The organism is Moorena sp. SIO3A2, assembly GCF_010672265.1.
GTDB classification, from domain to species: Bacteria; Cyanobacteriota; Cyanobacteriia; order Cyanobacteriales; family Coleofasciculaceae; genus Moorena; species Moorena producens.
On the sequence record NZ_JAAHHC010000092.1, the window covers coordinates 1 to 13,132 of the forward strand.

General features: G+C 43.7%; 12 protein-coding genes. All 12 read right to left on the bottom strand.

The window, feature by feature from the left end; genetic code table 11:
- Positions 1-835: 835 nt before the first annotated feature.
- The 12 genes from F6K64_RS36995 to F6K64_RS37050 all read right to left on the bottom strand — a co-directional run bounded on the left by F6K64_RS36995 (position 836) and on the right by F6K64_RS37050 (position 12,939).
- Positions 836-1,078 (bottom strand): hypothetical protein, encoded by a 243-nt coding sequence (locus tag F6K64_RS36995; RefSeq protein ID WP_008184367.1) that lies wholly within the window; start codon positions 1,076-1,078, stop codon positions 836-838.
- A 134-nt stretch (positions 1,079-1,212) separates the two neighbouring features.
- Positions 1,213-1,734: a hypothetical protein gene (locus F6K64_RS37000; protein WP_008184366.1), complete on the bottom strand. Its 522-nt coding sequence runs from the start codon at positions 1,732-1,734 to the stop codon at positions 1,213-1,215.
- Entirely contained in the window at positions 1,734-2,588 is an 855-nt protein-coding gene (locus F6K64_RS37005) for a phage baseplate assembly protein V (protein WP_287267933.1), read from the bottom strand. The genes F6K64_RS37000 and F6K64_RS37005 overlap by 1 nt, the downstream gene beginning before the upstream one ends.
- A complete protein-coding gene (locus F6K64_RS37010; RefSeq protein WP_008184362.1) occupies positions 2,585-3,559 on the bottom strand; it encodes a hypothetical protein in 975 nt (324 codons plus the stop codon). Before F6K64_RS37010 ends, F6K64_RS37005 begins: the two co-directional genes overlap by 4 nt.
- Positions 3,534-3,701 (bottom strand): hypothetical protein, encoded by a 168-nt coding sequence (locus tag F6K64_RS37015; protein ID WP_154659787.1) that lies wholly within the window; start codon positions 3,699-3,701, stop codon positions 3,534-3,536. Before F6K64_RS37015 ends, F6K64_RS37010 begins: the two co-directional genes overlap by 26 nt.
- Before the next feature lie 404 nt (positions 3,702-4,105).
- Positions 4,106-7,711, bottom strand: coding sequence for a rhoptry family protein (locus tag F6K64_RS37020; protein WP_008184361.1), 3,606 nt, complete (start codon positions 7,709-7,711; stop codon positions 4,106-4,108).
- 285 nt (positions 7,712-7,996) lie between these two features.
- Positions 7,997-8,581: a DNA circularization N-terminal domain-containing protein gene (locus tag F6K64_RS37025; protein ID WP_008184360.1), complete on the bottom strand. Its 585-nt coding sequence runs from the start codon at positions 8,579-8,581 to the stop codon at positions 7,997-7,999.
- Between the two features lie 2 nt (positions 8,582-8,583).
- On the bottom strand, positions 8,584-10,254 hold the full coding sequence (locus tag F6K64_RS37030) for a hypothetical protein (RefSeq protein ID WP_287267935.1): 1,671 nt from the start codon (positions 10,252-10,254) through the stop codon (positions 8,584-8,586).
- Complete coding sequence (locus F6K64_RS37035) at positions 10,226-10,387, bottom strand: hypothetical protein (protein WP_154659786.1); 162 nt, start codon at positions 10,385-10,387, stop codon at positions 10,226-10,228. Before F6K64_RS37035 ends, F6K64_RS37030 begins: the two co-directional genes overlap by 29 nt.
- A gap of 5 nt (positions 10,388-10,392) precedes the next feature.
- Positions 10,393-10,722: a hypothetical protein gene (locus tag F6K64_RS37040; RefSeq protein WP_287267937.1), complete on the bottom strand. Its 330-nt coding sequence runs from the start codon at positions 10,720-10,722 to the stop codon at positions 10,393-10,395.
- Between the two features lie 33 nt (positions 10,723-10,755).
- Positions 10,756-11,262: a hypothetical protein gene (locus F6K64_RS37045; protein WP_008184357.1), complete on the bottom strand. Its 507-nt coding sequence runs from the start codon at positions 11,260-11,262 to the stop codon at positions 10,756-10,758.
- 291 nt (positions 11,263-11,553) lie between these two features.
- The gene (locus F6K64_RS37050) at positions 11,554-12,939 is read right to left on the bottom strand and encodes a phage tail sheath C-terminal domain-containing protein (protein WP_287267938.1); all 1,386 of its coding nucleotides are present in this window, start codon (positions 12,937-12,939) and stop codon (positions 11,554-11,556) included.
- Between the last annotated feature and the right edge of the window lie 193 nt (positions 12,940-13,132).

Consider the following 13,132-nt stretch of genomic DNA (forward strand, 5'->3'; position numbering starts at 1 on the left):
GGTTTCCCCCATGAGCGACTGCCGTGGTTTCCCCCATGAGCGACTGCCGTGGTTTCCCCCATGAGCGACTGCCGTGGTTTCCCCCATGAGCGACTGCCGTGGTTTCCCCCATGAGCGACTGCCGTGGTTCCCCCATGAGCGACTGCCGTGGTTCCCCCCATGAGCGACTGCCGTGGTTTCCCCCACTCGCTATTGCATCAAGACACATTTTGATTCACATGAGTCTTCTAGATAAGATAACTTTGCCCACCCTACTTTAATTGGCGTTGCTGAATTAAGGAATGAAGGTGCGATCATCTGGTTTTATGAATGCCCCCTAAATCCCCCAAGCGAGCAATCCCTCGCTTGGGGGACTTTGATAGTATAGTTCCCCCCAAGCGAGCAATCCCTCGCTTGGGGGGCTAGGGGGGCGAAACCATACCCAGAATGAGCAACACCCTACTTTAATTGGTATTTTTTTAACTTCTCTCAGAGGTTGTCTGAGAAGTCTCATTTGCTACATCCAAGCCCCCTAAATCCCCCGAGCGAGCAATCCCTCGCTCGGGGGACTTTTAGCAGCAAATTGATTCTTGTTCCCCCCAAGCGAGCAATCCCTCGCTTGGGGGGCTAGGGCGTGTTTTCAAAGTTTTCCGCCAGATGATGATCCCCCCCAGCCCCCCTTAAAAAAGGGGGGAGCCATACTCAAAGTCCCCCTTTTTTAAGGGGGATTTAGGGGGATCTCCGAGGCAAGAAAACACGCCCTAGGGGGGCAAAATTCAGTATAAAAAAACTTTTCAGATATCCTCTCAATTTACGCTGAAACTCAGGAGTAAGTTGCACCTCAACTAAGGGAGCATCAGTCAAGGTCAATTCCCTCCCAGATTTGAGAAATGGGTAAGGTTTGTCCAGTCACAGCTTGCTGCCAAGACTTGCTAAAACTTTCTGCTGAAAACTCAGTATTATCACCTTCTGGTATAGATTGAGTTTCTAGGGCATGGTTCTTTTGAATAATTGTGGATAGTATTTTGAGTAGTTCAAGCTGCTCTGCTAATGAAAGCGACTGAGCAATGTTGACCGCTTCTTGAACCTGTGATTTCATTAATCTCCTCTATTTATAATTTAATTGTCTACACCAAAATAAAATAATATTCTTTACCAATTCCCGATTCCCGATTCCCGATTCCCGATTCCCCATTCTAAATTCTAAATTCTAAATTCTAAATTCTAAATTCCCTAAATTGGTAACTCCTTCCCTGCAACCTTCAAGCCTTCAGTTACCTCCAATTTGCCATTAATTTTAATAGTTTTTGATGGATTAAGAGGGGACAATTCGATATCACCTTGCTCAGAAATATTAAGGCGTAACATTTCCTTTCCTTTCATCTTGATCACAAGCCCCGCCTTTGCCTCTGAGACATCCAACACCAGCTCATCCTTAATCGTGATTCCCTTCTCAGCAACAATGCCTTTCTCAGCAACAAAGGTTCCCGTTGCCGTTACCTTCTTATTCGTTTCTAGGGAAATACCATCCTCTTGATGTAAACAAATTAGAGCATGACCAGAGCTATTTTCTCCATTAGGACATTGATCATCTGTGCCCTCACACCAACCATTTTCATCAGGTTCCTCAATGGGGCCAGGCATATCATAAGGACAGATGAAAATTTTGAGGTAAACAGGATGGTCCCCTTTTACCTCTTGAATTGAGCCATCCTTAAATTTATAATCGCTGTTTGCCCCTTTGATTCTAACCATTACCCCACCTTGGTATTTCTCGCCTTGGCCTGAATTGAATTAATCTTCTCTGTTGGCACCATCACCGGACAGGGAGCGCCGAGATTACCCACATGGGTGTGGGTAGCCAGAATAATATCGTCATTATCACCAACAGCATTAGCCGGTAACCGTCCACCAACTTGCACAGAAGCCGTGGTTGCATCCCCAATCTTGATCGAACCTACACTTTTGACGGTGACATTAGAGCTAGCTGCATCAATGGTGATGCCGCCACTTTCAACTTTAATCTTGCAGGTGCCGTTATCAATAGTGATATTACCACCAGATAAAGCCACAGTACATTTTTCGTTTTTCAGGGTAGCATCTCCTCCTTCGAGGGTGACATGGCACTTTTCGTTGGTGAGATCAATTTTATGATCATCGACAGTAATCACCTGCTTCTCATTTTTACTAGTAACAGTAACTACCCCCTCCTGATCAATTTTAAAACTACCCCCCTCTTTCAGGTTATGTTGTAGGTAGAATTCCTTTTCCTTGTTGACAGGGGGTTGGTCTTGGTCATTGTAGAGCCGACCAATAATCACAGGAGCATTGAGATTACCGCCAATAAAGGTAACTAACACCAAATCTCCCACATTGGGAATATTAACCAGTCCTAAATGGGGAGTTGCTACTGGCACTTTCCGCAGTTCAAAGTCTTTGCCGTCTGGCTGTTTTTTGTTCTTTAACTTAACTGAACATTGGTAGTTGTCCTTGTCACTCTCAGAGGTATGGGGAAACACCGCTGTCACAATGCCCAACTCAGTAGTGTAAACTTTACGTGCTTCCTGCTGAGCAACCTTCTGCATTACTCCAACAATCGAGTCTGTCACACTTCCTCCCAATCAATTACAGTACAAAAACCACTACGGCGATTGAGACGGTGGCTTACTCCCGTCACTTTGAAGCTACCATTCAGGGTAGCCATCGGCATTTTTGACACCTTGATCTCATCTCCTAGCTTGACATTAGCATTACCTAGCACCTTAATTTCACCCCGTTGCTTCTGGCGCTGCTTAGCCAAAACCGCCTCAGCCATTTTCTGAGCAACTGCCTGGGTACGAGCTGTGGGGTCAGTCAGTCGTAGAGTAGTGATACCAGAACCGGAACCAGCAGTACCCTTAACCTCCTTTTTGGTTAGCCAAGAGTACGCCTGTTCTCCTTGTCCTTGACTGCTGGGACTTTCTCCATAAATTTCCACCTTCTCAACCCCAGGATGGGGTTGCTCCAATTCCAAGGCCAGAATGTCTTCCCCATACTTGAATTGATGGCTACTGGCAGGTTTATATTTAGCAAATACAGCTTTGTCTTGGGTGTTGGCATAGAAATCAAAGCCACATTGTTGTGCTAAAGTTTCGAGATGGTCATAAGCTGACATCAAATCTCCCACCCCATAGACCGAAAATTTCAGACCATTCTCCACTTGCCCCACCTTCACCTTGCCCCACTTGAGAATATCTTTGACAATATCCCCAGCATTCGGTTTTTCGTAAACCCGATTTAACCGAGCTGCGGTTAAACTCCCAAAAGTGCTGGCAGCCTCAATCCTGACACGGTCAATGCTCCAGTCTACCCTACTAACCTTACCGGTAAAGACTAACGTTTGCTTATTCTCATCGCCCAATTCCACCGATACCAGCTCTTCTGGACTGATAGTTAAACCCTGTGGCAACCCTAGAACAAGACAGCAGGTATTCACCGGAATAGTTAACTCACTATGCGATCGCAACTCAATCAGCTGCGTTTGTTGCCCTGCGTTACAGACAACGCTACCAATTTTAATGGTGTAACCAATTTTTAACATCAGGGGAATGGGTAATAGGTAATAGGTAATAGGTAGTAGGTAGTAGGTAATAGGTAATAGGTAATGGGTAATGGGTAATGGGTGATGGGTGATGGGGAATAGGTAATAGGTAATGGGGAATGGGTAATGGGGTGCATCTCACTTTTGTAAATGTTCGTAGGGTGCGTTAGGGACGGGGGAGCCATTATTGTATTGGTAGCCAGTGTTAGGACAATCCGTCCCGTAACGCACCATCTGGTCAAACGGCAAAAATGAGATGCACCCTGGGGAATGGGTGATGGGTAATGGGGAATGGGTAATGGGTAATGGGTAATGGGTAATCGTAAAAATTAGCCATCAAGATCAACTTAACATAGCACTACCCTCCCAATCACCTAATACCTAATACCTACTACCTATTACCTACTACCTACTACCTATTACCCATTACCTACTACCTACTACCTACTACCCATTACCTATTACCTACTACCTACTACCCATTACCTATTACCCATTACCTACTACCTACTACCTATTACCCATTCCCTATTACCCATTACCTAACTAAACCGGCAAAGCATTCAACAAGCGATCAAAAGAATCAGCCACATCCTCCAAACCAATATCCAGCTCACTTTTGAGAGCTTCTAGCCGTTGCCGCAGTTCTGCAAAAAGTTTATTAATCGCTTCTCGCAAGTCTTTGGTCTTTTTCACTACTTCTTGCTGATACTGGCTATCTAGAGCATCACCCACTGCCTCAGGAATGTCTCTTAATAGTTGGATTATCTTTCCATGTAACTGGTCTAGTTCATCAACAATAGTTTGAGGATAAATCTCTTTGAGCTTGTCTTTTAGATAAGGGAAAATTGATTCCATATTCATCACAAGCTCTTGGGGATAATTCGCTTCGATTAACAAACGGTTAAAGTGAACCAGATCACCCAGATCACTTTTATAGTCACCTAAACTTAAAACTTTAACCTCGGTAGTCAAGGTTACTTGCTCAAACTGTTGCTCATTGTAGAAGTCTTTCTGGATCAGCAGGTTATTCAACTCTTTAATCACCGCTTGCTTAGTTCCTGGTTTATTCGCCGTTAGCAACGATTTAGTTTGATCAGAAAGCTTACTATTGATGTACTCAGAAACTTTATCCTTGAAAACTTTATCCTCGGGGGTAGCAATTTTTTTGATTAAACTATTAATATCTTTAAAGTCACTCTCATCAAAGGAATTCAGCAGTAGCTTCGGCCTCAGATAATTTAAGGTTTCCGAAATTGTTTGATATGTCCCTTCAATTGCTTTTACCACCTCCTTACTCAGACTGTCAATTGCCTCTTTAAGACCATTAATTGCCTGACGAATTTGGTCACCTAGCGTCTTAGCAACCTTGCTGAGAATCTCCACTAATTGTTCCGGAGCCTTTTCGATACTGTTGATCACATTGTTAATGTCACCAAGAACAGTACGAGGCTGCTTTAGTAATTCGTCCAAAGCCAGGAGAATTTCCCGCAGAGGATTGACAATCTGTCGGTTGAGTTCATCGGGAATAACTTTCTTGAAGTGAGCAATTACCTGCTGAGGAGAAGTGCGGTTGGCACTTTGTTGCAAGCGATCGCGTTGGCTCTCATTCCCCTGGAGTCTAGTGGTGTCTGTAACGATAGTATTCAGTTGTTTTAGAACCTCTTGGAGGGATTGGGGGGAAGTTTTAGTAACCTCCTGGGGGGAGGTGTAAGTAAATTTATGATAAAGGTTTTCCAAGCGTTTTCGCAAATCTTCATAATCTACAGCAATTTTTGCTGGTGGAGTTGGCAAGCTGGCTGCTGGTGCTGCTAGAGTTTCTACCGCCTGGTGATAAGCTTTCACTTGTCCGGCAACGCCATCGGTTGCTAGATTGGGAGTCTCGGTGTAAGTTGCGATCGCTGTTTGGAGTTGCTGCAATTGCTGTGTCAAACCCTGCTCATCAACTGCATTCACTTGGTCTACGATCTTATTTCGGATATTATTAACCTCTTTAATTTTATCGGTAAACTTTAATTTCAATATGTCCTGCAAAGTTTTCCAAAAATCTGACTTGAGGACATCCGACAACCCGATATCCGCCATCAGCTTATCTACTTGACTCAAACCATCCGTCACTTTGCCCACAAGCTTCTCGACAGGTAAATTATCTAGGTGGGTTTTGACAGTTGCCAGCTGCTGATTCAGGAAATCTGTGATCATTGTGGGAGATAAGGACTCAATCACCCCTAGTAATTTTTGGTATAATTCTTCTAACAAATCCAACAATTGCTTGGGATTAATCACTTCTAGTTTTTCCAGGAGATTATTATAAAAGTCTTTGACTGGTTGAAGAAGTATAGAAGGCTTGTACTCATTTAATTTATCCACAAGAGGAGTAAGATAGGGGTCGAGAAACTTCACTACCAGAGTACCAGGTTGTAAAGATTCAATTTTGTCGTCAATTTTATGAAATTCCCCTTCCATTAAAGCCACAATATTGTCTAAGGGAGCTAAAATCTCATCAAAGGCAGCTTTCAACTCAGGGTTAACGACACCCGGAACATCCACCGCTTTAATTACCTCTGTTCCGACTTTTAGTGCGGTTTTAACCGGGGTACTAAGGGTAGAGACATCAACCGCTTTTAACTCCTTCTCCAAGCCATTGCTTTTGGTTACCACCACTTGAAACGCTGGTTTAAGGGACACTTTTTTGAGATTTTCAGTAATTGTCCCCATACCCTCTTCAGCGTCTTTTAGGGCATTAGTAATTTGAGGACTATTCAAAATGGCAGTAACTTTTTCAAACAGATCCTTGATTTTATTTTCTAACTGCTCTTGGTTGAGCTGGTTTTTAATTTTATTGTTAACGTCGTTAATTGAATCTTCTATTTTTTTAGTTTGCTTTTTTATTTCTCCAGAAAATTCATCAACTTTACCAACAATAGTTGTCGAGGCTTGATTACATCCTTTTTTAAAGGGTTTAACTAATTCTTGGGACTTACGAGAAGTAGTTTCAATAAACTGTTTTATTTTTTGAATAATTTCTTTAATATAGCTTTTAACTGTATTTAACAGCTCTTCTCCTTGCTTAATTTTGTCGGCAATACCTTGGGTAACTTTAGTGGCAATTTCCTTCACTTTACTAATGGCTTGTTCAATAACCTCTGGTATTTTCTGGGCAAACTCTCTGAGTTTATCGGTAATAGTTTTAACTTTAGCTGTCAGAGTCTCAATATAAGTCTTGATTTTATTAAAGAAAGGAACTAAAGCTCCTGTAGTAGCACCATCTCCTGCAGTACTAATTAATTCTTCTAAAGCAGTTTGGAAATTGGTAATATTAAAGTTTTGTAAATTTGCCAGAGCTGTATCTGTGCTAGCATCAAGGCTCTCAATTTTTCTAGCAATCGCTCCAATGCTTTTTCTCAGTTTTGGAAATTGCTCTTTTTTTAGGGAAGTAGGGTCTTTTAGTGAACCCAGCAGTTGTTTATACTCTGCTATTAATTTAATTCGATCCTCGATATTCATTTCAATGCGGCTAAGAGCCTTGGAAGGAAGTTGTTCTGCTAAGGAGTTAATCTGCTCCTTAAAAATTTCGGTGAGGGCTTGTGAATCAATTTTTTTCAGTAATTCATCTGGATCTGACAATTTATCGAGGAATTTTTTTAGTGCTTTGAATAAAACATCCAAGGTGCGAACAGGTAACATTCCTGCCTTGGTGACAAATTCTTCAAATTCCCCAAAGATAGTTTTTGTGTCTGTGGGCAAGTCTCCGATACTGAAGCTACCTGTCAAGTCTTCAGTTAAAGAGCCAATAGTCTTTTTAATTTCATCAGCAATAGTCAAGTCTCCGAAATCAGCTGCCTTGGGTAAGGGAATGGCTGCGGTAAGGCTGTCGAAGTTAATTTCTGTAAGTTGGTTGATTTTTCCTGATAATTCTGCTTTCAGTTCCTCAGCAGATAAAGGCACCTGGGAAATTATATTCTTTACATTTGTCAAATCGACCTGAGGAAGCTGCTTTTCTATTTGCTGCTGATAATTACCAACATCAGGAAGACCATTTTGACCCAGTTGAGCAACAGTACTTTCCGCTTGAGTACATTGATTTTGAGCATCAGCAAATGCTACTTGAGGATTAATATCTTTTAATTTATCGACAATAGAGAGTGCCATAATCTTGAGTCTGATTAACTGAATCTTGTGTGTAAAAGCCGGTTGAAAGCTAAAAACGGCAACTTAAATACGTAAGCATTCAGCTGTCAGCCGTCAGCCGTCAGCCGTCAGCTAAAAGCTCACGCTACTTGAGGTGCCGTCAGCAGTCAGCTTATTTTATTCAAAAGCTGTTCTGTGTAGCGTGGTCACAGGCCCGAAGGAGTTTCCCCCACTCGCGCTTGGGATCAAGACAGCGTAAGGGTATTGCATTAGCTGATAGCTGATAGCTGATAGCTGAATGCTTACTTAAATCCCAAAAATAGCTTTTAATCCTTCTGTCACTTTATCTAAATCTTTTGTGGCTTCCTGTACGGGTTCTAAAGCTCCTTTTAACGGTTTAAATGGGTTAGTAATTTCCGGAATAGTACCCAGTTGTAGAGCATCAGGAAGAGTAGCAACATCCATCAGATTCTTGGCCTTAACCTGAATCGACTGGTCTACCTGAGCAACAGCTGCACCCCCTTGACTACTAGGAGGATCAGTATACTCAGCAATGGTCAAAGTATAGCTGAACTGCTCTGGCTCCTTAGCTAATTGAAACACCTCAAATCGTTCCACAATAACCTGGCCAAAGTAGCTTCTGCCAACAATTTCGGCAATAAAATCCACCGGTTTTCGCTGTTTGTAAATTTGTCGCAGTGCCTCCAAGTCCTTACTGGCTGTAGAACCGTAAAAGATACCGCTAATCCCTAATAAGACTGAGTCCCGTCCCAAGTCCTGTACAAGGTTTCCTGCCATACCAGGAACACGATGGGAGATCAAATTCGCTTGCTCTAGGGTGACCAGGCGATGCACTCGGTTTAGCTTAATTTTTCCTAACTCAATAGCCATGATTAGCTGCTCCCATAAAATCTGCGGTATTCGCGACTGACTTTGCTAGCGATCGCGTCCATAATCTGATCTAAGTCCATTTCTGGTGTACCGTTGCGCCTGATCATCTCTGTTTCAACCTCTGTTTCTAGCTTGCTGGGATCGGAAGAATGGGTGATGGGTAATGGGTAATGGGTGATGGGTAATGGGTAATGGGTAATGGGTGATGGGTGATGGGTAATGGGTAATGGGTAATGGGTAATGGGTAATGGGTAATGGCTGATCGCTGATCGCTGAGGGCTGATCGCTGAGGGCTGAGGGCTGATCGCTGAGGGCTGATCGCTGAGGGCTGATCGCTGAGGGCTGATCGCTGATGGGTCACTGGAAGTTTGAAGAGCCTGGGGTGGGGTAATATCAGTATCCGCACCCAAGGGAAACCTCTGCCAGGTTTCGGGACTCCCACCACTGATTTCCTGGGGTTGCTTAATCATGGCATGATTTGAAGAGTTTTGTGGAATGGGCATCTTGCCTGTTTCCTGCCTGGGGCTAGGGCGTGTCTTCAAACTCGGAGTACCCCCATTATCCCCCGAGCGAGGGATTGCTCGCTCGGGGGACTTTGAGTATGGCTCCCCCCTTATTAAGGGGGGCTGGGGGGGATCATCATCTGGCGGAAAACTTTGAAAACACGCCCTAGCAGGATGCCCACCCCACTCATATTCATCCGAAGATTCAGCAATGCCGATTTGCTCACCACTCCGATAAGAATCAATCAGTAGATCGGGAGTTGCATGTGTAAATAGTACTTGATCTCCCGTGTGCTCGAAGTCCCCCCGATCTACTAGGTTTGAGTGCAACGTGGGATCAGAGGCACTAACCAGATTAGGGTTTGCTAAATCTAACTGTTCCTGGGAAGGTAATAATTCGGCAAGTTCTTTCAAGCCCTGAACATTATTCGAATGCTTTGGTAAGAGTGCTTCATTCCTGTCCAGAGTCGGTTGTTTAGATCGAGATTGGGTTGAGGGAGCAACAGAGGAAGAAGGGAAGAGTTCTTGATCTAGGGTCAGCTCCTGGGCAAGAGTAGTTGTGGGCACCTTCTGCCCTGTGCCTTCTGCCTTCTGCCTTCTTGTAGCCCCTGATTCCACCCTAGAGAATTGTACATCCCCTGAATTAACGAAAACGTCGCTATTATTCCCCTGGCTTACCTGATCGCCACCGACTGGTGTTGACCAACTATCCTCCATAGTTGGATTCGGACTTGGGTGTTGCTGAATTGAAGTATGAATGGGCGATGGTCTGGTTTGGGAAAAGCCCCCTAAATCCCCCCGAGCGAGGGATTGCTCGCTCGGGGGACTTTGAGAGTTTTGTTCCCCCCAGCGAGGGATTGCTCGCTGGGGGGCTAGGGGGGCGCAATCATACTCAGAATCAGCATCAAAAGGAGTTGCTAAACCTTTTGGGATAAACCCGGAAGTTAGCCACGTCTCCAAAGCTGTGAATTCCTCACTTAGCTGTCCAACCTGAGATACAACTTTCTCTAAACAGCGGAGTTCGGAGCAATCTTCACTGGTCAAATAATTCCCAGCTAATCCCCCTGCGGTGTATTCACCAATCAAGGCTTGAAACTCACTACGTAGGGATTCCCCAAGAACGACCAGAGCCTGATTGATATTAGGAGAGCTTTCCCCAGGAATCGCCATCACTAACTTCCTCATCTAACATTTGTAAGTAGATCGAGACTTGCCCCATGGTCATTGCTTGCACTTGTTGGGGAGTCCAGCCAAATGCACGGGCTAAACGGTAGCTGGCTTTTACCAATGGGGAAGCACTCAAGCCATTTAGGTTTTTTTTTCGGTCAGCCCACTGATTTGTCTAATTTCAGCGATCAAAAAGTTAACCAACCCCAGATGCATCGTTTTGACTTGTTCTAAGGAAAGGGCTGGCTTTACCAGTGATTCCTTGATCATCAACAAGGGAATTAAGCTTGGATCATTTTTCCCTGCTTTCATAATTAGCCCAAAGGTACCAATAGTCAAAGGACGTAGCTGCACAACCAGATCAGACTCTGACTGCTGATTGCTTTGAGTAGGTTGCAAGATATGTGGAGGCACCACAACATTAAAGATAACGGTAGAACCAGCTAGGAGTTCTTCTGGTGTTGGTTCCATTTGAGCATTGATTAGTTAGTTATTTGTCATTGGTTAACCCTTTTCTTCTGCACTAATGCGTAAAGCTTTAAAGCTAACTCCTTCCATCACAAAATCATCTTCAGGTAATTGAAAACTCCAGCTTTCAAACTTAACACCAAACACAGTAAGAGTACTACTTTGGTCAGGAAAGGCTGGATTTTTCAGGGCAATAACGATATTAAAGGAAGGTTGAGGAATGGCGGCAATTGGCGGAGGACTTGTGGCCCCATCACCCAGCAGCAGCCGAATTAAAGCCCCATTAACATGAGCTCGTTGCACGAAGCCAGAAACATTGATATTTCCTGGACGCAACTCCGTTGGGAAACGCTTACCAATTTCGTGGTAAGGTCGTAACTCATTTTCCACCTTGACCGTTACGTTCTGTAAGCGGCCAACTATACTCGAAAATTCATACTCACCAATTAAACTATCCGCAAGTTTACCTTCTACTGACTCACTGTCATCGACAGCTAGAACCAACGAGGCATCAGAACCGCGAAAGACATTAACATTGGGCATACTAGTCCTCCTAACTATTTCCGAAATTTAAGGATTTTCATCCTTGGTTGTGAGGGCAGCTGATGGTGCGTGACCCCTTTGGGGAATTAAAAATTAAAAATTAAAAATTAAAAATTAAAAATTAAAAATTAAAAATTAAAAATTAAAAATTAAAAATTTAACAAATTTTGCAATTTTTTAATTCCGGGTACAAGCCCCCACTGATTGTCATTTTGAATTAATAATTTTGAATTTTGAATTGGAGCGATCGCGTAGCGTGACCTGCATGTCAAGCGACTTGACTGTCTTTTTTTATTCGAGATACATCGTCACCTGGATAAAGTCGATGCTAAAGGTTGGCATCAGAGTCATGGTAACCATCACCTTCCCTTCTTTTTCTTGAGCGCGGGTTGCTGATACATCAAGTTGATAACTTACCAAGGCTTCATTATCTACCATGCGCGTCAAGAAAGCATTCAAGGTAGCTTTCATCGCTCCCCGCACTCGTTCATTATTCAACTTACCTATATAGGGATTGCAACTGCTACGAACCCCGTAGATTGCATAGTCTACAATCCGTCTGGTAGTGATTTGCTTCCAGGCTCCATCATCGGTGGTTATTCCTTTAACGATGCGAAATCCAGCCCGTTTTTCTACTGTTAAAACACGTTTTGTGACCAGTTTTTCCAGTTGTGTACTGTTAAATTCCGTAGTTAGACCTTCAATTGTTAGAGTTTTGTTAGTGGGACTGGTTTGTACAGGCAACGAAGACAGCATCCCAGCCACAGCAGCAGCTAGGTAACTACCGGGTAGCTTGTTTTGTTTTCCTTGAGATGAAACCAAAATTCCCGGTGCTGTAAAAATGATGCGGTCATTATTGATGGTGTGCTTAGTAATATCGTCTAAGCTATCTTTAGCATTGCTAAAGCCACTACCAATAATGCCAATGCGCTCTCGCTTGATTCCTGCTGTTGTCTTCAGGTGTCCTTCTAGAACGGTTGACATCCCTGTTGTGGTAACATCTTGCCCAGCCAGTAGCACAATGTTAACGATTTCATTCTCTAGGAGAGCTAAACTTCTAGCGTAATCATCACTCGTAGCATCAGCACCATTTTTGCCTCCAGTGAAGTTGGCATAATCAGTTACGGATTTTGGTGTTCCCTCGGTTGTAGTCCCGTCAACCTCCACCAAAGCTGATTTTTGATTAACCTCAGTTTTGAGTTCAGCAATATTTGTTACTGAGTATGTTTCCTCAATTGTGTCCTGGGAGAGTTTGACTGTTATTTCTGTGTTAGGTGTAACTGTAATCTTGATCTGATTTCCCGAAGTACCAGTAGTTTTAGCTTTCAGGGTCAGAAGCAATTTATCCGAATCATCTTTCAATTCATATGTTGCATAAGATAATGTTGAATTCTTAGCTGTCCGCACGGCATAAACATTCTGCCCTCCATTTTTATAAATCAGCTCTAGAGCACGAATTAATGTAAGTTCATTTTTAGTCCCGTCTTGCCACTCGTCGCTTTCACCAAAAATTTCTTTAGCTTCAGACAAGCTACCGAGCAATTGCACCTGGTCTACAGGTCCTTTTTCCGCTGTGCCGACAATTCCAATGTTGCCTGTAACTACGCCGCCAGGACTAATCAAGCCCTCATCACGCACCTCAATATAAGTGCCTGGTAAAACCATCGTCTGAGTCATGAAAACCTCCACCGGAATTGAAGCATCATACTAATTCTCCTGCGCACTGTGAAGTACCCCAACCTGCTTCGCTGAGGGTTGGGGCTTCCAATTCTCAGGTCAATTCAGGGACGGTCTTATTCGTCTTTCGGGCTTCCCGCTTCATCCGCCGACGCCTCAACCAGAGGCGCGACTCTAGGCCGGGTTCCCCGGA

Coding starts and splice junctions, on each gene's coding strand:
- F6K64_RS37020 (WP_008184361.1), bottom strand. CDS start 7,711: ATGGCACTCTCTATTGTCGATAAATTAAAAGATATTAATCCTCAAGTA.
- F6K64_RS37010 (WP_008184362.1), bottom strand. CDS start 3,559: ATGTTAAAAATTGGTTACACCATTAAAATTGGTAGCGTTGTCTGTAAC.
- F6K64_RS37000 (WP_008184366.1), bottom strand. CDS start 1,734: ATGGTTAGAATCAAAGGGGCAAACAGCGATTATAAATTTAAGGATGGC.
- F6K64_RS36995 (WP_008184367.1), bottom strand. CDS start 1,078: ATGAAATCACAGGTTCAAGAAGCGGTCAACATTGCTCAGTCGCTTTCA.
- F6K64_RS37050 (WP_287267938.1), bottom strand. CDS start 12,939: ATGACTCAGACGATGGTTTTACCAGGCACTTATATTGAGGTGCGTGAT.
- F6K64_RS37045 (WP_008184357.1), bottom strand. CDS start 11,262: ATGCCCAATGTTAATGTCTTTCGCGGTTCTGATGCCTCGTTGGTTCTA.
- F6K64_RS37040 (WP_287267937.1), bottom strand. CDS start 10,722: ATGGAACCAACACCAGAAGAACTCCTAGCTGGTTCTACCGTTATCTTT.
- F6K64_RS37025 (WP_008184360.1), bottom strand. CDS start 8,581: ATGGCTATTGAGTTAGGAAAAATTAAGCTAAACCGAGTGCATCGCCTG.
- F6K64_RS37030 (WP_287267935.1), bottom strand. CDS start 10,254: ATGGCGATTCCTGGGGAAAGCTCTCCTAATATCAATCAGGCTCTGGTC.